This is a genomic window from Sphingomonas sandaracina (assembly GCF_036663695.1).
Classification (GTDB): Bacteria; Pseudomonadota; Alphaproteobacteria; order Sphingomonadales; family Sphingomonadaceae; genus Sphingomonas.
On the sequence record NZ_JAXOJK010000005.1, the window covers coordinates 140,289 to 166,118 of the forward strand.

Genomic DNA, 25,830 nt, shown 5'->3' on the forward strand with positions numbered 1-25,830 from the left:
TTCGCTTACCCGGCGCTGGGGCTGTCCACCAGACCGCTGTGATCGATCGAGGTTTCGCCGCATCGCCCGACACTTGGTGCGTGCGAGCACGCATTCCCTCGTCGGCGCCGCACGACGATCGACGGCCGCGCGGACGCCGATCACAGCCGGTGCGTCAACGCGAGATGGATGATCCGGATGATGACGAGGCCCGCAGCAACAACCAGGTAAAGTCGCAGGGTGCCGAGCCACAGCTTCTCGCCGCGCGCCAAGGCGGCGGGCGCAAGCGCGTCCAGCGGCGGCATCCGCCAATCGGCCCTGCCGCGCCGGTCGATCGTCTCTCCGCTCGCGCGCGATCCGAACCGGAGCGCCGTCCAGCCGACCAGTGCAAGTGTCGAACCGCCGCCGAGAATCCACAGCATGGCCGTGGCACCGAGATCGGGGAACAGCACGGAGGCGGTGAGGATCACGGACAGCAGCACGAGCACGGTGATCACCGCACCCGTAAAGAAATTGAGCCAGCGGCCGTTTCGCCATGGCCCGAGTACCGCCTCGTCGTTGCAGAGCAGCAGCAGGAACACGGTCGCGCTGGGCAAAAGGACGCCGGCGAGAGATTGCACCGCATTGGTCAGCAGGCCGAGCGGCGTTCCGGGCAGCAACACCAGCGCCGCAGCGATAGCGATCAACCCGGCGAACACGAGGTAAAAGGCAATCGATTCCTTCGGTGAGCGGTGCAGCGAGTGGCGGATGCCGAACGTGTCGCCGATCGCGTAGGCCGTGCTGAGCGACACCGCGGAGGCGCCGATGACCGATGCGTCGATCAGCGCGATGGCGAACAACACCCCCATCAACCGGCCCGAATGCACCTGGATCCCGCGCGCGACCGCCCCCGCGTCGGTAAAATTGCCGAACCCGGCAGTCCCTGAGAACGCCACGGCGGTGAACGCCATCATCGCGACCGCGCCAACGATCACCACGGCGATGCCGACCCACAGATCGATCCGGCTATAGGCCATGAACCGCGGCCCGATGCGCTTGTCGACCAGATAGCTCTGCTGGAAGAACAATTGCCAGGGCGCGACCGTGGTGCCGACGATCGCGATGATCAGCAACATCACGTCCGCCAGTTTCCCGCCCGCGGGCAGCCCGGGGACGAAGAAGTCGTGCGCGACCTGCCCCATCGGCGGGTGGAGAGTGACCGCGATCGGGACGAGCAGCAGCGAGCCGAACACCAGCACCATCATCGAGCGCTCGAACCGCCGGAAGCTGCCGGTGCTGGCGACCGCGATGATCAGCAGCGCCGCGACGATGACGCCGGCGACCTTGGGTACGCCCAGATAATCAAGCCCGAACGTGATGCCGATGAACTCGGTGACGATCGTCAGGGCATTGAGCAGGAACAGGTCGACGACGCTGAACGCCCCCCAGAAGCGGCCGAAGCGCTGGAAGATCAGCCGGGCATGCCCGACCCCGGTTACCGCGCCTAGCCGCAGCACCATTTCCTGGTTCACGTAGAGGACGGGGACGAGCAACAGCAGCGTCCAGAGCAGCGACGTGCCGTAGTTCTGGCCGGCTTGGGTGTAGGTTCCGAAGGCACCCGCATCGTTGTCGCCGACCATGACGATCAGGCCGGGTCCGATGATCGCGGCCAGCGTCAGCAGTCGACGACGCCACCCCTGCCGCGCGCCGGTGTCGTGTTCGGCGATCGCACCGAAGGCGCCGATGATGTCGCCCTTGTGCGCGTCGTCCAGATGGGCGGTCTCCGGATGAGAGCTGTCGAGATGAGCGCTGTCGAGATAAGCGGGCACGCGTGTTTCGCGCGCACCGCCGCGGCCGGTCGGGGCCAAGGCATGCTGAATCATGGCACGAACTCCGCGTGCGGTAGGGGCTAGAATGCGGATGGAACGGGCGGCGCTCAGGCCGCCACGGTTCGCCCTTTCGTACCCGCCACAGGCCGAACGGCGGCAAGACGAATGCGTCGGCTCAATGGCTCGACACGGATGACATCGGTGTGTCGTTCGACATGCGGTACAAACAGGGTCACGGCGACCTCCTGGGTTCGGGGCTTTGGCTCCGGTCCGGGACGTCGGCGTCTACACTCAGGCGGTGCGCGCAAACTCCCTGACCGGTTCACGTCCCGCGATGCGATTCAGCGGAGCAAAGCTCCTACTGTCGCTCTCGCTGGACATGGCGGTAGATCGGGCGTTCATCATGGTCCTTCGTATGGCGCGTAGATGCGCCATTGAATCGAGTCGCCGGGGCTGCCAACGACAGGGCGCTCATACCCCTCGAGGGTATAGGGTCAAGCTGGAATGTGGAGCAGGCATGAGTCACGTCGAAAAAGAGAAGAAGAAGCTGCTCAACCGCCTCAAGCGGATGCGCGGTCAGATCGAGGCGATCGAGCGCGCGGTGGAGGAGGACCGCGAGTGCGCGCGCGTGCTGCAACAGGCGACTGCATGCCGCGGCGCGCTGGACGGCTTTATCGCCGAAGTGATCGAGGATCACATTCGCGAGCACCTGATCGATCCGGCGTCCCCGCCCGACAGTCCGCAGCGCGCCGCCGCGGACGAACTGGTTCATATCGTCCATACCTATCTAACCTGACGTCGGCTTTGCGGAGCCCGGTCAGTCGTAGGCCGCGCATGATAATTTACGCTCACGGCCGACAGTAAAGATCGGCTTAGGGAAATCCGGACAGAGCCACACTCATGATGCGCTATCCTAGTCGACGCCGATCGTTACATCAGCTTCAGGAATATGCTTCGGCAATCATCACGCCGGCAGTTTCCGCGTAGACCGCTTCCCACGCTGTACGAACCTCCGGCGTGAAACGGCTACCCAATATTGCCGAGAATGTCTCTATCAACACGGCGCCGACGGCCTCGTACTGATAAGGGAGCACACCGTATCCGACATGCTTCTTGGCAAGGTCCGACAAATCAGGACGCAACCGTTCGATATCAACGACGTTCTTGACCAGAATCTCGATGGTCTTCTCGAAGACGAATGCCTGATGCCCGAGATCGTCGGAAAAGAGCGCTCGGGCAAAGGGATGATCGAGCAGTAATCGGTGATAGAAGAGTTCCGCATACGGGCGGGACGAGTGCCCGATCAGCGTGTAGCTGTCGGTCACAAGTCGAGCCTGCTCTGCCGTCAAAGACACTTCATCCCTCCCCCCTAACGGATGAACCGCCCCACCGTCGCGATACCCGGCCGAACGCAACATTTCTTATGTCCGACCAACGACTTATGATACTTAATCTATATCAAATCACAACGCAGCGCGATGTCAAGATTTTTGCGTCGTCACGCCATGCGCGATCGATTTCGGCCGGCACGCTTCGCCTCATACAGCGCGATATCGGCACGCTTGAGGATGGCGCGGGCCGAGTCTTCGCCTCGTGTCGACGCGATGCCCAGGCTGACGGTGACCATGGGTTGCTGATCCTCCGCCGATCCTTCGATCGTCTTGCGGACGCGTTCGGCGATTTTCAGGGCGGTCTGCGGATCGGTGGCGGGCAGAATAATGACGAATTCCTCCCCGCCATAGCGCCCGATCAGATCCGTATTGCGCAAACCCTCGGCGGCGGACGCTGCGATCCGCTTCAGAACCTCGTCGCCGACATCATGCCCGTAGCGATCGTTGACCGCCTTGAACTGGTCGATGTCGAACAGAATTACCGAAAGCCCCGCCCCCCCGGCCGGCCCTTCGGCCTCGGCGGCCAGACTGGACTCGAGATATTCGCCGATCCGCCGCCGGTTCGCGAGCCCGGTCAGCGCATCGGTCGAGGCCAGTAGCATGGCAGCCTGCGCGCTCCGGTCGGCGGCATCGCGCGCGTCGCGCAACACCTGTCGCGCGTCGATCTGATCGGTGACATCCCGGACCAGGCCGAACAGTCCGATCGCATCGTCCGGGGACGAGAAATCGCGCTCGCCCTGCACCGAAACATGCCGGACCGCGCCATTGGGCCATACCAGCCGCGCCTCGAACGAAAACGGCAGGCCATCGGCAAGCGCGTCCGCGACGATCTCCGCCACCCGCCCCCGATCATCGGGATGATAGAGGGCGACAACCTGATCCAGCATCGGCAACTCTCCCTCAGCCATCCCGTGGATGCGAAAGACCTCGGGCGACCAGAATATCGCGTGGTCCGACGGATCGATCCGCCAATGCCCGATATGCGCGGCGGCCTCGGCCTGATCGAGGAGGCGGATCCGCTCCGACAACGTAACCCTGAGGCGATCGCGCGCGGCGAGCAGCGTCGCCATCGGCAACGCGGAAACGAACAGCGCCAGCAGATAGAGCTGGAAGAACAGCATCCGCGCTTCCTGCGGCTCGCGGATCAGGAACACAGGGCCGGTACCCCGACACAGCGCCCAGGATCCGACGGCCACGACGACGACGATGCTGACGATCCCGCCCAGCATGCCGCCGCGCAGGACCGCGATGACGACCACCATCATCGGCAGGAACAGCAGCGGGTATTCGGTCTGGTGGAACGTCGCGGCGCTGGCCACGACGGTCAACGCGACGATCCCGATCAGGTGCGTCGCGTCGCTCCGGGACACGGCATGCCTGGCCGACGCGCCGATCTCGAATATCGCCAGCAACAGTGGCGTGACGAGCAGCATGCCGAGCCACACCGTACTGAACCACGACAGCATGAATTCGCGCGTCGGGTCGGGCGAGATGCACGTCGCCACCCCCGCACTCACCAGCGCGGCGATCGACGACGCGACGATGAACGCGCCCAGGCCCGACGGGTCCAGGAAGGAGACGCGCCGCCCCGATCGCCCTCTCGCCCACCCTCTGGAGCGCCGGCGCAGGATGAGCGTGGCGACCATCGCCTCGAGACCATTGGCCGCGCTGAATCCAGCGGCAATGCGGACGCCGGTTCCGTCCAGCAGGTTCGCCGCGAAGCTCGCGACGACCGCCGCCACCACGAACCGCCAGACCGACCGCCGCGGCACGATCAACAGGGTCGCGAGCAGGATACCGCTCGGCGGCCAGATCGCGGCGATCCCGTACACCCCGCGCGTCGCCAGCAGCGCCAGCATCGCGACCGTGAAATACCCGATGCCGAGAATGGCCGGGCCGAGCGGCGAAGATCCCAACCGTGCAAACATGCGTCGCATGCCGGACGATTAGCACCAAAATCCTTAACCTCGTAGTTACCGCGCCGAACGGAGGCCGATAGCTGATCAAGCCGCTTCGCCCATGCGAGCAAAATGGTCAAATCGGTGCCATTCCGGCAGCGCACGTCACCTATAGTACAGGGTCGCGTTCTGCATAAAATCGAACAGTAGTTTCCGCCCGATCAGACGGCGCCGGGAAGCTTATTCACCAGTTTTTGCAGGTGTACGATCCGCCCCCTGATCCGGTTCAAGCTCGGGCCGGTTTAAATTAATATCGACCAGCACGATACGCGAATAATTCCAAGTCCTATTCGGTGCCGAAACCTAAATCTGAGCACTTCCATTTGCAGTATACGCCTGCCAAGCTGCCAAGATGGGAGTAATTCAAACACCGAGTGGAGCGCCGGAACGGCCTGAGCCTCGATTTGGACAACCCCCTGTCATTTTTCTCAATTTTTCTGCCGCCAAGGGGGCTACTTATATTGCACCGTTGTGTATCGCAGCCTTGGTTCAACCGCACCTCTACGAAACGATCGAATGGTCGCTGGCTACCGCCTTGCCGATAATGACGGTACTAATTGGCACGCCGCTCCAAGCACTTGCTCGGCAGCGCCTCGTCCGCAACGAGGACGGGCACGAAATCTGGCTACTTCTTTTCCTCGCTTGTGCGGGGTGTGCAACAATCGGGGCAGTCGCGCTCCTCCTGTCGCTAGAAATTTTTGCACTGGTCGTCGCTATCGGCGGTGCCGTGGCTATACAAATGATACTTGCTGAGTGGTCAAGAAGCGGACCGCCCTCGCTCGCAACCGCGTGGCTCGATGGCCTGCCGCTCCTCCTGTCCGCCACGATTGTCGGATGTTTGGCTCTCGCCGGATCAGCGCCAGCGGAAAAACCCGTCGCAGCATCATTGATCGTGGTATCGGCAGGCTCGGGCGTCGCCGCAGCTATCAAGTTGCGGAACGAGGCCCTTGGCACGTTGGCCTCGAAACTCCGGCAAAGCTTCAATGCCGGTAGACAAATGGCAGCGGCGGCATTGTTTGGCGTCTGGCTGGGAGTGAGCGGCCGCGTTCTCGTGGGACTAGTCTGCGAAGCGCACCTGGCAACTTATGCATTAGCCTTTCGCCTCGCCGGTGTAGCACTTATTGTCCACCAGATCGGTCTCACTCTCTTCTACCGTCGTATCTTTACGGCAAGGACACGCAGCGCGGACCGGCTGCTTTCTCCACTACTCGCAGGTGGTTGGTTGCTTGCAGGACTGGTTGCGCTTATTGGTCCCGCAATTGCGCGTGCGGCCAGCATGGATGTATCCGGCGCAAAGGCGGGAGTCGTACTTGACCAGATACTGCCGATCGTCGCGCTGCAAACTGGCTTTTGGGTGGGATATGCGCTGCTTCAAGCACGAGTGTACCGCCTAGGACTCGCCAAAGCGCTACTGCCATGGGCCGTCGGTATTGCTGCCCTTTTCGGCACCGCAATAGTTTTATTTGCCGCGGCGGGTGTCGGCGTGGTTGGCTTATCCTGGTTACTTGCGGGGCAATCCGCGGCATGTTTCTTACTAGCGTTGATGCTCCTTGCTCGCAGTGGGTTGCCGCACGTCCGCACGGGTTGGACAGGCGCCGCCGGGGGCATCGCTCTGACAGCGATTGCCCTGCTACGAATGAGCGCTCTGTGAAGATCGTGTGCTGGGGCAAAATGTATCCGCCAGACGTCGGTGGAATCGAAGTGATTACGCGCAGCGTTGCCGATGGCCTGTCCGCGGCGGGGCACGAGGTCGAAGTCGTGGTCTTCGGCGGAGATCGACACGAGCGATACCACGACGGTGCGATCACGGTTCATCGAACGCCAGTTCGGATGTCCTTGTGGTCACAACCGCTTTCAGTAGATTATCTCCTCACGGCAGTCCGTGTCGCGTGGACGGCAGACATCGTCCATATACATGTTCCGAACATGATTGCCGTTCTACCTCTCATGCTACTGCCGCGCGGCAAGACGGTTCTGCTTCACTGGCACAGTGACTACATAGGACGCGGGCCGGTGGGGTTTCTTGGCAGAATCTTAGAACGATATATTGCTCGCCGCGCAGACAGAATTATCGTGACCTCGGACGCCTATGCAAGTTCGTCCCTGCCGCTGCAGCGTTGGCGCGCAAAACTTTCGATAATTCCTCTTGGCATCAAAGACCGTTGCCAGGCCAACAAGCCGGGCGACTTGCCTCAAGAATTTCAGTCCTTTCTTGACGGCAGACCCTTTGGTTTGTCGGTCGGGCGTTTGGTGCCCTACAAGGGCTTCGACCTGCTCGTTGCTGCAGCCAAACTACTCCCTCAGTCGACAGTAGTGGTAATCGTAGGCTCGGGCCCGTCCGAAACAATGCTTCGCGATCGGATCGTCCGCGAAGGTCTGAACGACCGGATATTCCTTACAGGCGCCGTCGATAGCAAAATTCGCGACGCGCTCTACGCGCATGCTGCTTTCTACGTCAGTGCTTCGGTTACTCGCGCGGAAGCGTTCGGCGTCACTTTGGTAGAAGCCATGAGTTATGGCCTTCCGCTCGTCGTCCCTCAAATAGCCGGATCGGGGGTCCCGTGGGTCGCGGGTGAGGCGGGGCAGGTTTTCGAGGTTGGGGACAGCGCTGGCCTCGCGACGGCCATCAATCGGATAACGACAAGTCCTGCTGAAGCTTCTGAAAAGTCCGCAATTGCGAGACGCCGTTTCGAGCGGATGTTCACAGAAGAGAAAATGTGGGCGCGTTTGAATACGACGGTAGAAGAACTTGCGGTGGCCTCATAACAACAATCGGCCCAGAATGTGGCAGCACGTCCTGCCGTCGAAAGCGATTGTAACTTTTTTACTTAGACTTACGGGGATTTGCTTGGTGCCGCCCTTTCAGGACCACGGCCGAGAAGTGTGGCTCGCGGTCGACGACGATCCCCTGATCCTGATGAATGTCACCGGCATTCTCCAGGATAAGGGATTCAGTACGTATAAGGCCGATGACGGCGATGCCGCCGTGCTCATGCTGCCGGAATACGCGGGCAACCTGACCCTGCTGTTTTCCGACGTGGACATGCCGGGCGACACGGACGGTTTCGCGCTCTAGCGCCACGTGGCGGCAAACTATGCATGGATCAAGATCGTCATCGGCAGCGGCCGGGTCAGTCCGGACGTCGGCGACATGCTAGCCAAGGCGACGTTCCTATCGGAGCCGTTCACGGCGACGATGGTCCACAACCATCTGCGCAAGACCTTGCCCGACGGCAAGAAACTGGAACCACTGAAAACCGCGGCCTGAGGGCTGTGCGCACCGCGACCTACCGCCGGCTCCGTGTTCGGGACGGTCAGGCGGCGCGCTCCGCCCCTTGCTCCTGCAAAGGCGCTACGGCCGAGAAGACAATAGCCGTCGGGTGATACTTGATTGACCGTCCCCTCGATCTCGCTGGCGGACACGCGCTAGATGAGCTTCGATCCGAAGCCCGTGCGGGTCGGCGGCGCGACGGGTGGACCGCCTACCTTTTTCTACATGATGTGAAGCTGTTCGGACCTGATAACCATCTGCAGCTACGCCGACCATCCCTCCAGCGGTCCGATAGCGGACGTGCTCCCGTCATGCCCAGCAACCAGACGCGTCATCCGGTCTCCGCTCTAGAGGAAGCCCGGCAGGCCATGCATCAATATTAGGTCCATGACATGAAAGAGGGAGGCCGGCTTTTAACCATCGTCAAGCACATGGACACGGGTTTCGGCCCAAATTCCGGTTCATCCACCGTCTCGGTCGGACGAGCAGCACGGCGTCCAGCGAATTCGGTGCCATATGCCGGTCGAGCGGGGGCATGGCGGAGGCTCGGGCGGTAGTTGGTACGCCGTGACGGGGGGGGGCGTGTATCAAGCGATACTAGAGAATTGCTGTCTCGCGCTGATAGCTGCCCCGATCGAAATTCGCGTCCTAGACGGAATGTTGGAACGCCTCTGTCGGTCCGTCTAAGCGCGCGGCGATGTGATACTCGACATCGTCGCTCGCCCGACGGTCCCCAGCGCCCGGTCTCGCGCACCGATCTGACGGGCATAGCCACTCCGAACGATGGTTCGAAGTTGATCACCTGCCGAGCTTGAAGGTCGGCATGCCCGCGCACGAGCGACAAATTAAGTGATTAATCCAGCCAATCGCCAAAGCCGCGTAAACTCGTGGTGCCGCTTACAGGACTCGAACCTGTGACCCCCGCATTACGAATGCGATGCTCTACCAGCTGAGCTAAAGCGGCCCGACGACGGATGTCTCCGGTCGAGGGGGCGGCAACTACCAGCGGTTTTGCGGGCTGACAAGCGGTTTGCGAGTTTACCCGGTGTTTACCAAACGCGGTGCACAAGCGTGGCGACGATACGGGGACCTTTGGGCATGACGACGGCACGCAGCGTAGATGAGGGACGCGCAGCCGGCGCGGACAGTGGGGCGCTCGCGGGGACCGCTGCACCTGCGACGGCGGATTTCGGCGAGCGCGGCGCGACCGATGCGGGCGTCAACGACGTGATGTTCGATCTGGGCGGCGACGAGCGGCGGATGCATGTGCGTGCGTACAACCATTGGGTGTCGCTGCTCGATGGGCGCCCCTACCCGTCGATCGCGAATCTCGAGCCGGAGACGATCACCGATTTCGGACCGCACAGCGTGCTGCTCGATTTCAGCCACGGCATGGGCGATCCCAGAATCGCGTATCTAGGCCGCGCGCTGCGGGAGGAATGCGGGCTCGACGGGCAGATCGCGACGATCGCCGACGTGCCCAGCCGGTCGCTGCTGTCGCGGCTGACGGATCACTATCTCCAGATCATCGCCAATCGCGCACCGATCGGCTTCGAGGCGGAATTCGTCAGCAGTCGCGGGCGGACGACCTTGTACCGCGGCATCCTGATGCCGTTCGCGTCGGGTGGCGTGACCATCGACTTCATCTACGGCGTGATCAACTGGAAGGAACTCGCCGACGCCGACCTGCAGGCGACGCTGTCGGCGGAACTGGATGCCGCGGTCCGCGCGACGCCGGATGGTTCGGGCGCGGCCACGCAGGTCTGGGCCGATGGACCCAGCGGGGGCTTCGATATCATGCCCGCCGAACCGGCATCGCCGGCGACGCAAGAGCTCGTGCTCGATGATCCGTTGCCCGTCGACTATGCGCTTGCCGGTCCGCTCGGCGAGCAACTGGCGATGGCGCGCGAGAGCGCGGCACAGGTCCGGGCGGCCGAAGTGCGCAGTCGTGCGGCGCTTCACCGGGCGCTGGGCCGGGCGCATGATCTGGCGGTATCGGCCGAGCGCGACGGCGACGATTTCGCGGTGCTGCTCTCCGCCGCCTGTCTGCCGGACCAGGCGGCGGCGATGATGCAGATCGTTACCCTGGTCTTTGGTACCAGTTTCGAAGCGACACGGCTGGAGACGTTCGCGGCGGTGTTACGGCACGCTCAGCGGCACCACGTGCCGACGGGCGGTTTCGCGAGCTTTCTCGGCGGTTTCGACGGCGATCTCGCGGCGATCGCAGCCGCCGAACGCGACGCATTCTAGGTGCGCTGCAGCATTATCTTTCGCACTGCCACAAGGGTTGAGATAGCCGATGGGCGGGCGCATAGGCCCTGATCTATGGCGAACCAATCGTTGAACACGCTTACCGAAACCCTTGCGGGCCGGTTGACCGAACGGGCCCTTCCGGGCGAACTCAAGGACTTCGGTGCGGGCGAGGTCGCGCAAGCCGCGGCGTTCGTGGCCGCCACCGCCGCGCACCGCGACGACGGGGCGCCAGCGATCGCGATCGAGCCGATCAGCGCGGACGATACGCGGCGTCGCATGCGCCTCGCGATCATCAACGACGACATGCCGTTCCTGGTCGATTCGATCGCCGCGGCGATCGGTGCGCAGGACATTGCGGTCGACCGGATCATCCACCCGGTCGTCCGCACGACGCGTACGCCCGATGGCACGCTGCATGCGATCGACGCCGATGGCCAGGGTGCGGGCCGCCCCGAATCAATGATCTATCTGGAGATGGAACGCGCCGACGCGCGAGACCGTCGCGGGCTGATCGAGGACCTGACCGCGGTGCTGGCCGACGTCCGTGCGGCGGTGACCGACTGGCGCGCGATGCAGGCAGCACTCGACGACGACATCGCAAAACTGCCCGAGGGTGAAGGCGCGGCGTTGTTGCAGTGGTTCCTCAACGGCCACCTGACGTTGCTGGGGCACCAGATCTGGCACCGCGACGGCAGCGGTCATGCCGCGCTCGGCATCGCGCGTAACGAACATCGCGTACCGATCCTCGCGGCCGCCTCGCGCGCGTTGGCGATCGAATGGTTCGAGGCGGGCAACGATGCGCCGTTGCTGTTGAAGTCGAACCTGATTTCGACCGTGCACCGCGCGGTACCGCTCGATCTGGTCGTGGTGCCGGTGATGGAGGGCGCGACGGTCGCCGGGCTGTCGATCTATAGCGGACTTTGGACCAGCGCTGCGTTGGCGGCGATGCCCCGCGATGTGCCGGTGTTGCGCACGCGTCTGGCGGCGATGAAGGCAAAGTTCGGGTTCGATCCGCGCGGCCATGCCGGCAAGGCGCTGACGCATGCGTTCACCGCGCTTCCGCACGACCTGGTGATCGCGTTCGCGCCCGATGCGCTGGAGGATCTCGCGCTGACCGCGATGAGCCTGGCGGATCGCCCGCGGCCGGCACTGGTGCTGGTCGAGTCCGCGCTGGGCCGTCACCTGTTCGGGTTCGTCTGGCTGTCCCGCGACGACGTGACCACCAGCCGCCGTGTCGCGATCGGCGACATGCTCGCGGAAGCGGCGAATGGGAGCATCCTGAACTGGTCGATCGCGCTGGAGGACGGCGAGGTCGCGATGATTCGCTACACGCTCGATCTGCGCGGCGATGGCCGGATGCCTGAAGTCGCGCCCCTCGCGCTGCGGTTGCAGCGGATGGTGCGCGGCTGGGTATCGGACGTCGAGGCGGCGCTGGTCGAGACGTTGCCACCGCCCCGCGCCGCGCGCCTCGCGCTCAAATGGGCGGCCGCGTTCCCGCAGAATTATCGCAACCTCAGCACGCCTGCCGAGGCTGCCGAGGATATCCAGCGCATCGCCGCGCTGACCGACGCGGATGCCCGCGGTGTGCGCCTCGTGCCGGGCGAAGCCGGCGCCGATCCGCAGTTGAAGATTTACAAGCTGGGCGGCGCGTTGCCGTTGTCCGACGCGGTACCCGTGCTGGAGAATTTCGGCTTCCGCATCATTGGCGAGCTGCCGACGCGGTTGCGCGACGACAGCGTACCGTTCGTGCATGACTTCGTGCTGGAGGCGAACGACGCGGCGCAGCAAAGCGACGCGCCCGTCCTCGAAGGCGCGATCGCCGCGGTGCTGGAAGGCGCGGCCGAGAACGATGCGTTTAACCGGCTGATCGTCGAACTTGGCATGCGACCGCAGGCTGTCGTGCTGTTCCGCGCGTGGTTCCGGTATCTCCGCCAGGCAGGCATGCCTTACGGGTTGACCACCGTGGTCGATGCACTCCGCCGTGCACCGAAAGTTGCCGCGGCCCTGATCGCACGGTTTACCGCGGTGCATCATCCCGATCATCCGGGGAATGCGATCGAGGCGGATCAGGCGATCGAGGCCGGGCTCGACGCGGTTACCGCGATCGACGACGACCGCATCCTGCGCGCCTATCGCAACCTGATTGCGGCGACGCTGCGGACCAACGCGTTCACGCCGGCCGCGTCGGAAGCGCTCGCGTTCAAGCTCGACAGCCATCTGATCCCGGGCCTCCCTGCGCCCGTGCCGTGGCGTGAAGTCTGGGTCTATTCGCCTCGCGTGGAAGGCATCCATCTGCGCGCTGGCCCGGTCGCACGTGGCGGCCTGCGCTGGTCCGACCGTCGCGACGATTTCCGCACGGAGATCCTCGGGCTGATGAAAGCGCAGCGCGTGAAGAACGCGGTAATCGTGCCGACCGGTGCGAAGGGCGGCTTTTATCCCAAACAGCTTCCCGCTCCGTCGAACCGCGACGCGTGGCTAGCCGAGGGCACCGAAAGCTACCGGATCTTCATCCGCACGCTGCTGTCGATTACCGACAACATCGTCGAGGGCAAAATCGTCCACCCCGACGGCGTGACGATCCTCGATGGCGAGGACCCGTATTTCGTCGTCGCCGCCGACAAGGGCACCGCGACGTTCAGCGACGTGGCGAACGCGCTGGCGCTCGAACGCGGCTACTGGCTGGGCGACGCGTTCGCCTCCGGCGGGTCGGTCGGGTATGATCACAAGGCGATGGGCATCACCGCCAAGGGTGCATGGCTTAGCGTCCAGCGGCACTTCGCCGAACGTGGCCTCGACGTGCAGAGCGAGAGCATCACCGTCGTCGGCTGCGGCGACATGTCGGGCGACGTGTTCGGCAACGGCATGCTGCTGTCGAAGACGCTGAAGGTCGTCGCGGCATTCGACCACCGCCACATCTTCCTCGATCCCGATCCCGATCCGGCGATCAGCTGGGAAGAGCGCAACCGGATGTTTGCGCTGCCGCGGTCGAGCTGGGCGGATTACGACGCCAGCCTGATCTCGAAGGGCGGCGGCGTGTTCGCGCGCACCGCCAAGGTCATCAAGCTGTCGCCGCAGGTGCAGGCCGCGCTCGGCGTGACGGTCGGCGAGATGGAGCCGGGCGCGCTGATCTCGGCGATCCTGAAGGCGCCGGCCGACCTGCTCTGGTTCGGCGGCATCGGCACTTACGTGAAGGCCGCATCGGAGGCGAACGTCGCGGTCGGCGATCCGGCCAACGACCGGCTGCGCGTCAACGCCGAGGATCTGCGTGTGATCGCGATCGGCGAGGGCGCGAACCTGGGCGTCACGCAGGCCGCGCGCATCGCGTTCTCGACCCGCGGTGGGCGGATCAACACCGACTTCATCGACAATTCGGCGGGGGTCGACTGCTCGGACAATGAGGTCAACATCAAGATCGCGCTCAACCGCGAGATGATCGAGGGGCGGCTGGAGTACGAGGACCGCAATACGCTGCTCGCGAGCATGACCGACGATGTCGCGCATCTGGTGCTGGAGGATAACCGCCTCCAGACGCTGGCGCTGTCGATCGCCGAGGCGGACGGCGCGGTCGCGGTACCGAGCTATGTGCGAGTGATCGAGATCTTCGAGGGTTCCGGACGGCTCGATCGCGCGGTCGAGGGGCTGGCGTCGAACGATATCCTGTTGCGTCGTGGGCTGGACGGGCACGGCCTCACCCGGCCCGAGCTAGCGGTGCTACTGGCGACCGCCAAGCTCGGGTTGCAGGATGCGATCGAGCATAGCGACATCGCGGGCGACGACGCGCTCAAGCCCGACCTCCACGCCGCCTTCCCGGCGGCGATGCGCGAACGGTACGCGACGGCGATCGACGAGCATCGGCTGCGGCCGCAGATCGTCGCGACCAAGCTTGCCAACCGGATCGTCAATCGCCTCGGCATCCTCTACCCGTTCGAGCTCGCCGAAGAGGAAGGCGCGGCGATGGGTGATATCGCGGCGATGTTCGTGGTTGCCGAACGCCTGTTCGACCTGCCGGCCTTGTGGACGGAGATCGAAACGGCCGTAATGCCCGAGGCAGCGCGGATCGCGCTGTTCGACGAGGTGGCGGTAGCGACCCGCTCACAGATCGCCGATCTGTTGCGGGTATCGGCACCGGGCACGGCGCCGGGCGCGGTGATGGCGCGACTCGCGAAGGGCATCACGCAGCTCGACAGCCAGACCGCGGCGTTGCTGCTGGAGGAGGCGAGCGCGCAGAGCGGGCGGATCGCCAGCCAGCTCGAAGCGGTCGGCGCGCCGGGCGATCTGGTGCGGAAAGTCGTGCGCCTGTTCGAGATGGACGGCGCGGTCGGGCTTGCCGATCTCGGCGAGCGGATGACGCTCGACGAGGCGGTGCTGACGCGGGCGTTCACGCATCTCGGCCAGGCACTGGGCCTCGACTGGGCGCAGGCGAATGCGGCGCGGATCAGCCCGACCGATCCCTGGGAGCGGTTGCTGATCGCCGGCCTCGCGCGCGATTTCCAGCAGTTGCGGCTGGAGTTCATCGCGCGGCGCGGGGCACAGGATCCGCAGGGCGCGGTCGAGGCTTGGCTGGTAGCGAACGCCACGCGGGTGTCGCAGTTCAAGGCCGTGATCGATCGTGCGCGTCATGCGGCCGTCCCGAACGCGGCGATGCTGGCACAGATCGCCGGCCAGGCACGCGTGCTGCTCGGGCGCTAAACCCCTCTCCCCTGCGGGGAGAGGGAGGGGCCCGGACGCGCTTGCGTGTGGGAGGGTGAGGGGCATGAGGCTCGGGACGCGACACCCAACCGCCCCTCACCCTCCCGTCGCAAGTGCTCCTCCTTCCCTCTCCCCGAAGGGGCGAGGGAAATCTTACGCCGCCCGCCGCGCCGCGAGCTCAGCCTTCCACCCGCGGGCGCGCCACCACATGATCACGCCGGTCACCGCCAGCACGGCTGGCAATATCCCGCCGAGGAAGATGATCACCTGCCACAGCGTACCCATGTCGGTGCCGTCGTGGATCCGCCGCATCCAGCGCGCGACCCCGCCCTGCGGCCGCGCAGGTGCAGCGGTCGCGCCGCCGGTGTCGTCGGCGATCTTCACGCCCACCGGCGTCGTCCCGCGCGCGAACGTCACGGTCCAATCGGCGCTGAGATCGGTCGGCCACACTATGCTGCGAAGCGGCGCGCCACCGGCCAGAGCCCGCGCCTTGCCGATCGCGACGACGAGCGGCTGCGCGGGGCTGGCCAGCGGCTTTGCCCGCATCATCGCGCCGCGATCGGGCCCGCCTCTCGGCCGCGAGGCCTCGCCGGCGATCTTGCCGAAGAATTGCGGGAACGAAATCCACGCGCCGGTCAGCGAGAGCACGAACAGCGGCAGCGCGATCCAGAAGCCGAACAGGTGATGCAGGTTCGTGTCGGCGTTGCGATGGCGCCTGTACCGCAGCCCGCGCGTCCACTTCCCGATCGTCGGCCACCACAGCCACAGCCCCGTAAAGCACGATACCATCATCGCCACGCCGATCCAGCCGACGATCGAACGCCCGACGCCGGGCACTTGCAGGCTCCCGTGCAGCACGTGGAGGAACCGGACGAGTCCGCCGTTCGAGGGCGACACCTCCAGCACGCGCGCGGTCGGAGGGTCGAGATAGACCACCGTCCTTTGCGGCGGGCCCGGCCGCCTGGGCGCGGTTCCGGCGGCGGCAGCGGCAACCACGACCGGCCCGCCATCCTCCGGCATCGTCAGCTGAGCGATCCGCTCGCCGTGCGTCAGCCGGGCCGCCGCCGCCGCGACATAGGCATCCGGGCTGAGCACCGTCGTTCCCGACACCGCATAGCGCGACGGATCGACGATCCGATCGAGCGCATCATGCCACACCAACGCCGCGCCGCTGAGCGACAACGGAATGATCAGGATCGCGAGGATCAGCCCGATCCACTTGTGGACCTGAAACCACGCCCTGCGCATCGCCAACTTGCTCATCATAGTCCCCCGTTCGTGGAAGGTGGCATGACCGGTGCGCGCTCGCCGATCCACCCCTTTCCGTCACCCTGCGCGTTCAAGCGTCGGCCCAGCGACGCAGCAAGTTGTGATACACGCCGGTCAGCCGCACGATCGCCGGATCGCCCTGGCCTTGCGTGGCCGCCACGGCCTGCACGCCCTGGTCGAGATCGAACAGGATACGCCGCGCGCCGTCGTCGCGGACCATCGACTGCAACCAGAAGAACGACGCGACCCGCATGCCGCGCGTGACCGGCGCGACGCGGTGCAGGCTGGAGGCGGGATACACCACCATATGCCCGGCGGGCAGCTTGACCGACTGTGGGCCGAACTGATCCTCGATCACGAGGTCTCCGCCGTCGTACGTCTCGGGATCGGCAAGGAAGAGCGTCGCCGACAGGTCGCTGCGGATGCGGAAATCGGAGCCGCGCTTGATGCGGATCGCGGTATCGACGTGCAGCCCGAAATCCTGTCCGCCGGCATAGCGATTGAACAGCGGCGGGAAGACTTTCAGCGGCAGCGCGGCAGCGACGAACAGCGCGGATCGGCCGAGCGCGTCGAGGATGATGCCGCCGGCCTCGCGCGCAGCGGCGCTGTCCTCGGGCAGTTGCTCGTTACGCTTGGCGAGTGCCGATTGCTGGCCGGAGGTCGCATTGCCGTCGATCCACGCAGCCGCATCGATGATGCTCCGCACCCGCGCCACGTCCGCTGCCTCAAGCACATCGGGGATGGCGATCAGCATCGTGAACCCTCGCGCAATGCCGCTACACCGGACGTCCGGAACGCCGGGATATCGCTCGCCGCCAGCCACGCTTCGGCCTTGGCGAGAAACGCGGCATTGCCTTGTGCGCCGGCCTGTCGCAGCCAGCCGAGCGCCGCATCGACATCCCCTGCTGCCCCGAGCATTCGGGCGTGGTTGAAACATCCGCGGAAATCGCCGCCCTCCGCCGCGCTCGCATAGCATTCAGCGGCGCGCGCAAGGTCGCGCTCGCACGCCCAGCCGTCTTCGGCGAAACTGCCGACGAAGTTGATTGCCTTTGCGCTCGCCAATCTCGAGTCCATCGCCGCGACCTTTTCCAGCAAGGCCAAAGCAGCCGGCTTGTCCTCGGCAACGCCTTCGCCCAGCGCAAGCAATGTCGCGTAATTGTACATCGCCCAGTCGAGCCCGCGCCCGGCTGCGATGCGGTAGCATTCGGCCGCGCGCACCTTGTCGACCGCCGTGCCCCAGCCGAGATCGTAGCAGCGCCCGACCATGTTGAGCGCCATCACGTGATGCTGCGCTGCCGCCTTGATGAACCAGCCGAGCGCGGCGACCGGATCGGACGCGACGCCGGTGCCGTCGAGCAGCATCTGCCCGTAGACCGCCTGCGCCTCGGCCACGCCCGCCTCCGCCGCTTCACGCACGAACGCCGCGCGCTCCTCCGGGCTGCCGGAGAGGCGCGCGGCGATGGCGTCGGGCGTGAGGGTATCGATCGCCGTCATCTCGTCCTCAGAAACGCAGGTTCACCGTGCCGAAAATCGTACGGCCGGCCGCGAGCGTGGCATAATGGCTGGCATAGGTCTGCGAGAAATAGGTCTTGTTCGTCAAATTCTGCGCGTTGACGCTGAGGTCGACATTATCGGTCAGCTTGTAGCTCGCGCGCGCATCGAAGCGCCAGTAATCGGGGGTGCTGCGCGTCAGAACCTTGGTCGCCGGGTTGACCGACACCACGCCCGCAGCGGTCTGAGTCGCGGTGCGGTTGTCGGCATAGCCACCGATCTGCTCGTCCATATACAAAGCCGTGCCGCCGATCTGGAGCCGCTTGGTCACGGTGACGTTGGTGGTCGCGGTGAAGCTGTTCTTCGCGGTCTGCGGGACCTGCTTGCCGGTATTGACCGACACGACGCCGATCGTACGGGCCGGTTGCACCGTCACCACGCCGTTCGCGGTCGTCGTGACTGCGGGTGCGGTCAGCGTCGTGAAGCCGCCGTCGATGATCTTCGGATCGAGATGCGTGAAGCCGCCGAAGACGGTCCAGCCGGGCAGGATCGTTCCGCTGACGTTGAATTCGACGCCACGGATCCGCGTCTCGCCGATGAACGACGCGGTGTTGGTGTCGTCGAGCACGCGCGCATTGGCGATATCGGTCTGGAATGCCGCGGCACCGAGCTGAAGCCGTTCGCCGAACAGGCTGGCCTTCGCGCCGACCTCGTACGACTTGGTCTTTTGCGGCTTCAGCAGGTTGAGCGTGGCGGCCGTGATCGCATTGTCCTCGCGGCCTTCGCCGAGCAGGCTGTTCGGCGGCGTCGCGGCGGTCGCATAGCTTGCGTACAGGCTGGTTTCCGGCGTCGGCTTGAACACGAGACCGGCCTGCCAGTTGAACAGATTGTCGACGCGCTTGATCCGCGTCTGCTGGGCACCCGGCAGGATGACGGTCGACTGGAACCGATCGTAGCGTGCGCCGAGGTTCAGGATCAGCGACGGCATCAGCGTGATCGAATCGAACGCGTAGATCGCTTTGGTGTTCGCATCGTTCTGCGTTTCGGTCGCGGTCCCGCCCTTCACGATCGGGGTCGGCGTGGTCGACGTGTCGCTCGTGTAGTTGACCCAGGGCGCATACGGGTTCGGGGCAAACAGGCTGGTGCAATAGGAGCGCGCGATCGTCGCGGTGTTGCAGCGCGGAGAGATCGTCGATCCGTTGGCCGACACGAACGCGCCGCGGCGCGTCTTCTCCCACGAGATCTCGGTGCCGAGCGAGAAACTGTGCTCGATCCCGCCGGTGTCGAACTTGCCGTACAGGTCGGTCTGATCGACGATGCTCTCGCTATAGCCGTAGCGCGTGTTGCCCCGCGTCCAGACATAGCCGCCGGTCGTCACGTTCGCCCCCGTATTGGTCGCAGTGGTGCCGTAGACATTACCCTGGCTGTCGTCGGGCAGCGTGAAGATGAAGCTCTGCGTGCTGTGCGTGTAGCGCGCGGTGTTGCGCAGCGTGATGCCGCCGAAATCATGCTCGACGCGGATCGTCGCCTGGTTGGTGTTGGCTTCGCGAAAATCGCGATTGGCCAGCCCGTAAAAGTTCTTGCGCGAGACGTAGCCGGTCTGGCCGCCGGCGGTCGTCACGGTGCCGAGCGCGGGCTGTGTCGAGACGTTGCCCGTGCCGGGATGGTTGGCGATCGTGTAGAGATACGGGATGCCGCTGTCGGGCAGTTCGCTGCTCTCCATGTGATAGAAGCTCGCGGTCAGGCGGGTCGGCGTTCCGAGCCCGATCGCGAACGACGGCGCGATGCCCCAGCGCTTCTGCCAGATCGCGTCGCGCCCCGCGACATCCTGATCATGCCACATGCCCTCGATACGGAAGGCGGCGGTGTCGGAGACCTTCAGGTTCACGTCGCCGGTGACGCGCTTGTAATCCGCCTCGCCGTAGCTGGCGCTGAGCGTACCGAAATGATCGAGCTGCGGCAGGCGCGACAGGATGTTGATCGTGCCGCCGGCCGAGCCGCGACCGCCGAGCGTCGAATCCGAACCGCGGACGATCTGCACCGAATCGACCGCGAACACTTCGCGCGTCTGCGAGGCGAGATCGCGGACGCCGTCGACATAGATGCTGCCTTGGCTGTCGAAGCCGCGGATGAACGGGCGGTCGCCGATCGGATTGCCGCCCTCGGCCGCACCGAACGTGATGCCGGGCACGGTGCGCAGTGCATCGGCCAGACTGTTCGACCCGGTCTGTTCGATCACCTCCTTGGGCAGGACGATCACCGAGCGCGGCGTGTTGACCAGCGGCGCGACCTGCTTGGGGCCCTCGTCGCGCTGGCGCTGGCCGTTGACGAGGATTTCCTGGCGCTGCTGCTCGTCCGCCGCTGTAGGTGCCGCGGCCTTGTCCGCATCCGCCGCATAGGCGGGCGCGGTCGCGAAGGCGCCGACGCACGACAGAGCTAGAAACGCCGGAACGGTGGACGAGCGCGGCATCGATGCACGCGGCGAAGGTATCGACATAGACAAACCCCTTTGTTCTGCGGGGCTCGCTATTGAGAGTCGTTCGCACTGTCAACGCTAATGCGACTAGTTCTCAAACAAGTTTGTCGAACAGCCATGTTCTCAATGCGCTAGCGAGGTTGGGGGGCGCCGCCGCGACGATCCGGATCGCATCGATCTCCGCGACAAGTGCGGATAAGGGCAATCCGAGACGCGTCGCGGACGCTTCGAGCGCCTGCCAGAAGACCGGTTCGAGGCTGATCGAGGTCTGGTGGCCGGCGATCGTGATCGAGCGCTTGACGGGTCCGTGGAAACCGCCGGCAGGCGCTGCGATCACCCTGCCCACCCTTCCCAGGACATCACTCGGTATCGAACAGCGCGGCCAACTGTTCGATGATCGTGCCGCCGAGCTGCTCGACGTCCATGATCGTCACCGCGCGCGCATAATAGCGCGTAACATCGTGGCCGATGCCGATCGCGACCAGTTCGACCGGCGACTTGCTCTCGATCCAGCCGATCACTTGGCGCAGATGCCGCTCCAGATACGAACCGGAGTTCACGCTGAGCGTCGAATCGTCCACCGGCGCGCCGTCGCTGATGACCATCAGGATGCGGCGTTCCTCGGGCCGTGCGACCAGCCGGGCGTGCGCCCACATCAGCGCCTCGCCGTCGATATTCTCCTTTAGCAACCCTTCGCGCATCATCAGCCCGAGCGAGTTGCGCGCACGCCGCCACGGCTCGTCGGCGCGCTTGTAGACGATGTGACGGATGTCGTTGAGCCGGCCCGGCTGCGGCGGGCGACCCGCGGCTAGCCACGTCTCGCGGCTCTGCCCGCCCTTCCAGGCGCGCGTCGTAAAGCCCAGAATCTCGGTCTTCACGCCGCACCGCTCCAGCGTGCGCGCGAGGATGTCCGCGCTGATCGCCGCGATCGAGATCGGCCGCCCGCGCATCGATCCCGAATTGTCGATCAGCAGCGTCACGACGGTGTCGCGGAAATCGGTCTCGCGCTCGGCCTTGTAGCTCAGCGACAGCGTCGGGTTGACGATCACGCGGGCGAGGCGCGCCGCGTCGAGGATGCCCTCCTCCTGGTCGAAATCCCATGACCGCGACTGCTGCGCCATCAGCCGCCGCTGGAGCCGGTTGGCGAGCTTCGACACGGTCGATTGCAGGTGCACGAGCTGCTGGTCGAGATAGCCGCGCAGACGTGCGAGTTCGTCGGCGTCGCAGAGCTCGGTGGCGGCGATCACCTCGTCGAACTGCGTCGTCCACGGCTTGTAGTCGAACGCGCCGCCCATGTCCGCGAAGGGACGGTTCGGGCGGACCGGCTGCATGCCTTCCTCGCCGTCGTCGCCCGGCTCGCCGTCGATGTCGTCCATCGACTCGTCGCTCTGCTCCTGGCCGTCGCTTTCCTCGTTCTGCTGCTCGGACTGTTCGCCGCGCGCCTCGACTTCGCCCTGGCCGTCTTCGCCCTGGTCGTCGCCTTCGTCGCCCTCGTCCTGCTGCTGCTCGTCGGTACCCTCGTCCTCGGAGCCGCCTTCGTCGCTCTCCTCGGGGACCTGATCGCCCTCGACCAGCTCCAGTTCCTGCAGCATCTTCCGCGCGAGACCCTGGAACGCTTTCTGGTCGTCGAGCGCATAGGCAAGCGCGTCGAGGTCAGTCTTACTCTCGATCCACTCACGGACCAACGCGAGGCCGGGGGCGGCGATCGCCGGCGATTCCTGCCCGGTCAACCGCTCGCGCACCATCAGGCCGAGCGCGGTCGACAGCGGCACCTCGTCACGGTTGCGCGCGCGCGTGATCGGGTCTGCCCGCAGGCGGACCTCGAGCGCATATTCGAGATTCTCGGTGATCCCGGCATAGCCGCGCGACCCAAGCGCCTCGACTCGCGCCGTCTCTACCGAATCGAATACCGCGCGCGCGACCGCCTCGACTGGTGCGGCACGGTTATGCAGCGCGATGTCGTGCAGCCGCAGCCGCAGCGCAAAGCCATCCGCGAACCCACGCGCTTCCGCCACCTGCTCGGCCGGCAGCGCACGCGCGGGCATCGGCACCTTGATGTGCTTGCCGCTCTGCGTCGGCGCGTCAGCCGTGAACGCGAGTTCGACTTCGGGCTCTTCCGAAATCGCACGCGCGGTCCCGGCGAGAACTGCCTTGAACCGATCGAGGGGTGTTTCGTTGGCCAAAGGCTTACGCCTTACCCACCACGCTCTCGGGAAGATCCTTGCCGAACACGCGCTGGTAATATTCGGCGACCAGCGGCCGCTCGGCCTCGTCGCACTTGTTCAGGAACGACAAGCGGAACGCGAAGCCGACGTCGCCGAAGATCAGCGCGTTCTGCGCCCAGGTGATCACCGTGCGCGGGCTCATCACGGTCGAGATGTCGCCGTTGACGAAGCCCTTGCGCGTCATGTCGGCGACGCGGACCATGTTCTCGACGGTCTTCTTGCCCTCGGGCTTGTCGTATTCGCCCGACTTGGCGAGCACGATCTGCGCCTCGACCTTGGCGGGCAGATAGTTGAGCGTGACGACGATGTTCCAGCGGTCCATCTGGCCCTGGTTGATCTGCTGCGTGCCGTGATACAGCCCGCTCGTGTCGCCGAGGCCGACCGTGTTGGCGGTCGCGAACAGGCGGAACCACGGGTTGGGGCGGATCACGCGGTTCTGGTCGAGCAGCGTCAGCTTGCCCTCGGTCTCCAGCACGCGCTGGATCACGAACATCACGTCGGGGCGGCCCGCGTCGTATTCGTCGAACACCAGCGCGGTCGGGGTCTGCAACGCCCAGGGCAGCAGGCCTTCGCGGAATTCGGTGATCTGCTGGCCGTCCTTCAGCACGATCGCGTCGCGCCCAATCAGGTCGATACGGCTGATATGCGCGTCGAGGTTGATGCGGATGCACGGCCATTTCAGGCGCGCCGCGACCTGCTCGATATGCGTCGACTTGCCGGTGCCGTGATAGCCCTGGACCATTACGCGACGGTTATGCGCGAAGCCCGCCAGCACGGCGAGCGTGGTGTCCGCATCGAAGACGTACGCCGGATCGAGATCGGGGACGCGCTCGTCGGCTTCGGAAAAAGCCGGCACTTCCATGTCGGAATCGATCCCGAACATCTCGCGCACCTTCACCATGCGGTCGGGGGCGTCGAGGATCGTGGTCTCGCGGCTGTCGGGCTGGGTATTCGGGATATCGGTCATGTTGGCCTCGTGTTCCCGGTAGCTCTAGGCCAAGCGCGGGCAGTTACTCAACCGCCGCGTCACGATTGGTCGGGCGATTGACCGGATGAGTTAGACGAACCGCCGGGATAGCAGCGGGTTCCGGATCGGGCGTGGTGAAATATCGATCAGAGTAAGCATGCATCATAGCACCCGACCGTCATCCGAGCGAACGTCGGGATCCCACGACCGTTATCCCAGCGAACGCTGGGATCCAGAGCCACTATCGATTCCCTGCTTGGCTCTGGATCCTGGGTCGAGCCCAGGATGACGGAGAGGTGTCAGGCGGCGGAGCAGTCAGGCGAACGCAGCGGCGCCCTTCAGATGTTGGTACGCGGCGATCACCTTCTGCAAGTCCGATTCATGCGCGCGGTCGCCGCCGTTGCGATCGGGGTGGTAGCGGCGGACGAGTTCACTGTAACGCTTGCGTAGCGCCGTCCGGTCCGTGTCGGTCCCGAGGCCGAGCACCCGCAACGAGCGTCGCTCTCCGTCGGACAACACGCGGCCATCCTTGCGTGCCGCCGCCATGCGCTCGCCGAAGCGCGCGCCGATCGCATCGATCGGATCGGCGAAGTCCGCCCATTTCGGCGGGATGTCTCCGCCACCATGCGCAAACGCGCGCGTCTCGCGTTCCCAGCCCGCCATCGGCCGCTGCGCATAGTGGATCTCGTCCGCGGTCATCCCGTCGAAGAAGTTATAGCCTGAGTTGAACGCGCGGACATGCTCCAGGCAGAACCAGCGGAACTGCGGCGGTCCGCCGTCGCTGGCCCCTTCGAGCGGCGGCGCACGGAATTCGCCGGGCTCCTCGCAATCGCGCCACATGCAGACGCGCCCCGTTCCGGCCACGCGGCCGTGAAACCGCGGGCTGGGACGCTCCTTGCGTTCTTTATGTCCGTCGTCGTCCGCCACCGGCTCCCCGCGCCTTTCGAAACGGGCTATATAGGGTCGATGACAGACCTCGCCACCGGCTCCGTACAGGACCAGATCACCGCCCGCCTCACCACCGCGCTCAGCCCCACGCAATTGAGCGTCGTTAACGAAAGCGGGCTTCACGCCGGCCATATGGGCGACGACGGCACCGGCGAGACGCATTTTCGCGTCGACGTGGAAACGCCGAAGTTCGAAGGGCTCAACCGCGTCGCCCGCCAGCGCCTCGTGAACCAGGCGCTCGCCGATCTGTTGAGCACGAAGATCCACGCGCTCGCCATCAAGGCCCGCGCACCCGGGGAAATCTGATGGCGTACAAGCTCTGGTACTGGCCCTCCATCCAGGGGCGTGGCGAGTTCGTCCGCCTCGCGCTCGAAGCCGCCGAGATCGCGTATGAGGATTGCGCGCGGACGTCGGACGAGGACGGGCTGATGGCCGATCTCAACGACCGCACCGGCCGCACGCCCTTCGCACCGCCCTATCTGGAACTCGACGGTCTGGTGATCGCACAGGTTGCAAACATCCTGATGTATCTCGGTGAGCGCCACGGCCTCGCGCCGTCGAACATGGCCGACCGACTCTGGCTCAACCAGCTCCAGCTGACAATCGCGGACCTCGTGGCGGAGGTGCACAACGTTCATCACCCGGTTGCGATGATGGACTATTACGACGACCAGAAGCCCGAGGCCGCGCGCGCCGCGAAACAGTTCCGCGAGGAGCGGCTGCCGAAATTCCTCGGCCATTTCGAGGACGCGGCACTGGCGAATCCGGGCGACTGGCTGATCGATCACAAATGGACCTACGCCGATACGTCGCTGTTCCAGGTGATCGAGGGGCTGCGCTACATGTTCCCCCAGCGCATGAAGACGCTCGAAGCCGAGTATCCGACCCTGGTCCGCATCCACCATCAGGTCGCCGCCTTGCCCGGCATCAAGGCGTATCTGAAGAGCGACCGTCGCGTCGCGTTCAACACCGACGGCATCTTCCGCTACTATCCCGAACTCGACGCGGCGTGAGTCTCAGCAGCGCCCTGCCAGCAAGCCCCTCCCCGGCGGAGGCCGGGGTCCAGTTGGGGGACGTCGATAACGACCGGCTGTCCGTCGCCATA

The 25,830-nt window shown here is 65.1% G+C and carries 20 protein-coding genes and 1 tRNA gene; 9 read left to right on the forward strand and 12 right to left on the reverse strand.

Translation table 11 applies throughout. From position 1 onward, the window contains the following. Positions 1 to 140: 140 nt before the first annotated feature. Entirely contained in the window at positions 141 to 1,841 is a 1,701-nt protein-coding gene (locus U1707_RS15440; RefSeq protein ID WP_332800960.1) for an NRAMP family divalent metal transporter, read from the reverse strand. A gap of 463 nt (positions 1,842 to 2,304) precedes the next feature. On the opposite strand from U1707_RS15440, the gene U1707_RS15445 reads away from it, so the two are divergent. Beyond that, positions 2,305 to 2,583 carry a metal/formaldehyde-sensitive transcriptional repressor gene (locus U1707_RS15445; protein ID WP_332800961.1) on the forward strand — a complete coding sequence of 93 codons (279 nt, stop codon included), beginning with the start codon at positions 2,305 to 2,307 and terminating at the stop codon, positions 2,581 to 2,583. 145 nt (positions 2,584 to 2,728) lie between these two features. Here the strand turns inward: U1707_RS15445 and U1707_RS15450 are convergent, their stop codons facing one another. Together U1707_RS15450 and U1707_RS15455 are read right to left on the reverse strand one after the other, a co-directional pair. Beyond that, positions 2,729 to 3,112 (reverse strand): globin domain-containing protein, encoded by a 384-nt coding sequence (locus tag U1707_RS15450; protein WP_332800962.1) that lies wholly within the window; start codon positions 3,110 to 3,112, stop codon positions 2,729 to 2,731. A 173-nt stretch (positions 3,113 to 3,285) separates the two neighbouring features. Next, complete coding sequence (locus tag U1707_RS15455) at positions 3,286 to 5,115, reverse strand: sensor domain-containing diguanylate cyclase (protein ID WP_332800963.1); 1,830 nt, start codon at positions 5,113 to 5,115, stop codon at positions 3,286 to 3,288. A gap of 490 nt (positions 5,116 to 5,605) precedes the next feature. Between U1707_RS15455 and U1707_RS15460 the strand changes: the two genes are divergently transcribed. The 4 genes from U1707_RS15460 to U1707_RS15475 all read left to right on the forward strand — a co-directional run bounded on the left by U1707_RS15460 (position 5,606) and on the right by U1707_RS15475 (position 8,404). Continuing rightward, positions 5,606 to 6,787, forward strand: coding sequence for a hypothetical protein (locus U1707_RS15460; RefSeq protein ID WP_332800964.1), 1,182 nt, complete (start codon positions 5,606 to 5,608; stop codon positions 6,785 to 6,787). Next, the gene (locus U1707_RS15465) at positions 6,784 to 7,902 is read left to right on the forward strand and encodes a glycosyltransferase (RefSeq protein ID WP_332800965.1); all 1,119 of its coding nucleotides are present in this window, start codon (positions 6,784 to 6,786) and stop codon (positions 7,900 to 7,902) included. The genes U1707_RS15460 and U1707_RS15465 overlap by 4 nt, the downstream gene beginning before the upstream one ends. A gap of 85 nt (positions 7,903 to 7,987) precedes the next feature. Continuing rightward, positions 7,988 to 8,212: a response regulator gene (locus U1707_RS15470; protein WP_332801041.1), complete on the forward strand. Its 225-nt coding sequence runs from the start codon at positions 7,988 to 7,990 to the stop codon at positions 8,210 to 8,212. Positions 8,213 to 8,218: 6 nt separating this feature from the next. Continuing rightward, positions 8,219 to 8,404, forward strand: coding sequence for a hypothetical protein (locus tag U1707_RS15475; protein ID WP_332800966.1), 186 nt, complete (start codon positions 8,219 to 8,221; stop codon positions 8,402 to 8,404). Between the two features lie 891 nt (positions 8,405 to 9,295). Here the strand turns inward: U1707_RS15475 and U1707_RS15480 are convergent. Beyond that, positions 9,296 to 9,371 (reverse strand) — tRNA-Thr (locus U1707_RS15480). 134 nt (positions 9,372 to 9,505) lie between these two features. Here U1707_RS15480 and U1707_RS15485 point away from each other — a divergent pair. Together U1707_RS15485 and U1707_RS15490 are read left to right on the forward strand one after the other, a co-directional pair. After that, a complete protein-coding gene (locus tag U1707_RS15485; RefSeq protein WP_332800967.1) occupies positions 9,506 to 10,657 on the forward strand; it encodes a PAS domain-containing protein in 1,152 nt (383 codons plus the stop codon). A gap of 75 nt (positions 10,658 to 10,732) precedes the next feature. Next, positions 10,733 to 15,349, forward strand: coding sequence for an NAD-glutamate dehydrogenase (locus tag U1707_RS15490; protein ID WP_332800968.1), 4,617 nt, complete (start codon positions 10,733 to 10,735; stop codon positions 15,347 to 15,349). Between the two features lie 153 nt (positions 15,350 to 15,502). Here U1707_RS15490 and U1707_RS15495 read toward each other — a convergent pair whose 3' ends face one another. From U1707_RS15495 to U1707_RS15530, 8 genes are all read right to left on the reverse strand, one after another. Further along, a complete protein-coding gene (locus U1707_RS15495; protein WP_332800969.1) occupies positions 15,503 to 16,612 on the reverse strand; it encodes a PepSY-associated TM helix domain-containing protein in 1,110 nt (369 codons plus the stop codon). 76 nt (positions 16,613 to 16,688) lie between these two features. After that, on the reverse strand, positions 16,689 to 17,372 hold the full coding sequence (locus tag U1707_RS15500) for a Fe2+-dependent dioxygenase (RefSeq protein ID WP_332800970.1): 684 nt from the start codon (positions 17,370 to 17,372) through the stop codon (positions 16,689 to 16,691). Further along, positions 17,366 to 18,112 carry a tetratricopeptide repeat protein gene (locus U1707_RS15505; protein WP_332800971.1) on the reverse strand — a complete coding sequence of 249 codons (747 nt, stop codon included), beginning with the start codon at positions 18,110 to 18,112 and terminating at the stop codon, positions 17,366 to 17,368. Before U1707_RS15505 ends, U1707_RS15500 begins: the two co-directional genes overlap by 7 nt. A gap of 7 nt (positions 18,113 to 18,119) precedes the next feature. Continuing rightward, positions 18,120 to 20,606, reverse strand: a complete 2,487-nt coding sequence (locus U1707_RS15510; protein ID WP_332800972.1) for a TonB-dependent receptor — start codon at positions 20,604 to 20,606, stop codon at positions 18,120 to 18,122. Positions 20,607 to 20,679: 73 nt separating this feature from the next. Further along, positions 20,680 to 20,922, reverse strand: coding sequence for a ribbon-helix-helix domain-containing protein (locus U1707_RS15515; RefSeq protein ID WP_443025714.1), 243 nt, complete (start codon positions 20,920 to 20,922; stop codon positions 20,680 to 20,682). A 22-nt stretch (positions 20,923 to 20,944) separates the two neighbouring features. Beyond that, positions 20,945 to 22,768 carry a cobaltochelatase subunit CobT gene (cobT, locus tag U1707_RS15520; protein ID WP_332800974.1) on the reverse strand — a complete coding sequence of 608 codons (1,824 nt, stop codon included), beginning with the start codon at positions 22,766 to 22,768 and terminating at the stop codon, positions 20,945 to 20,947. A 4-nt stretch (positions 22,769 to 22,772) separates the two neighbouring features. Continuing rightward, positions 22,773 to 23,777 (reverse strand): cobaltochelatase subunit CobS, encoded by a 1,005-nt coding sequence (cobS, locus tag U1707_RS15525; RefSeq protein WP_056052421.1) that lies wholly within the window; start codon positions 23,775 to 23,777, stop codon positions 22,773 to 22,775. Positions 23,778 to 24,092: 315 nt separating this feature from the next. Beyond that, on the reverse strand, positions 24,093 to 24,617 hold the full coding sequence (locus U1707_RS15530) for a J domain-containing protein (RefSeq protein ID WP_332800975.1): 525 nt from the start codon (positions 24,615 to 24,617) through the stop codon (positions 24,093 to 24,095). A gap of 126 nt (positions 24,618 to 24,743) precedes the next feature. On the opposite strand from U1707_RS15530, the gene U1707_RS15535 reads away from it, so the two are divergent. Both U1707_RS15535 and U1707_RS15540 read left to right on the forward strand, forming a co-directional pair. After that, on the forward strand, positions 24,744 to 25,031 hold the full coding sequence (locus tag U1707_RS15535; protein ID WP_332801042.1) for a BolA family protein: 288 nt from the start codon (positions 24,744 to 24,746) through the stop codon (positions 25,029 to 25,031). Beyond that, positions 25,031 to 25,738, forward strand: coding sequence for a glutathione S-transferase (locus U1707_RS15540; protein WP_332800976.1), 708 nt, complete (start codon positions 25,031 to 25,033; stop codon positions 25,736 to 25,738). The genes U1707_RS15535 and U1707_RS15540 overlap by 1 nt, the downstream gene beginning before the upstream one ends. The last annotated feature ends 92 nt before the right edge of the window (positions 25,739 to 25,830 follow it).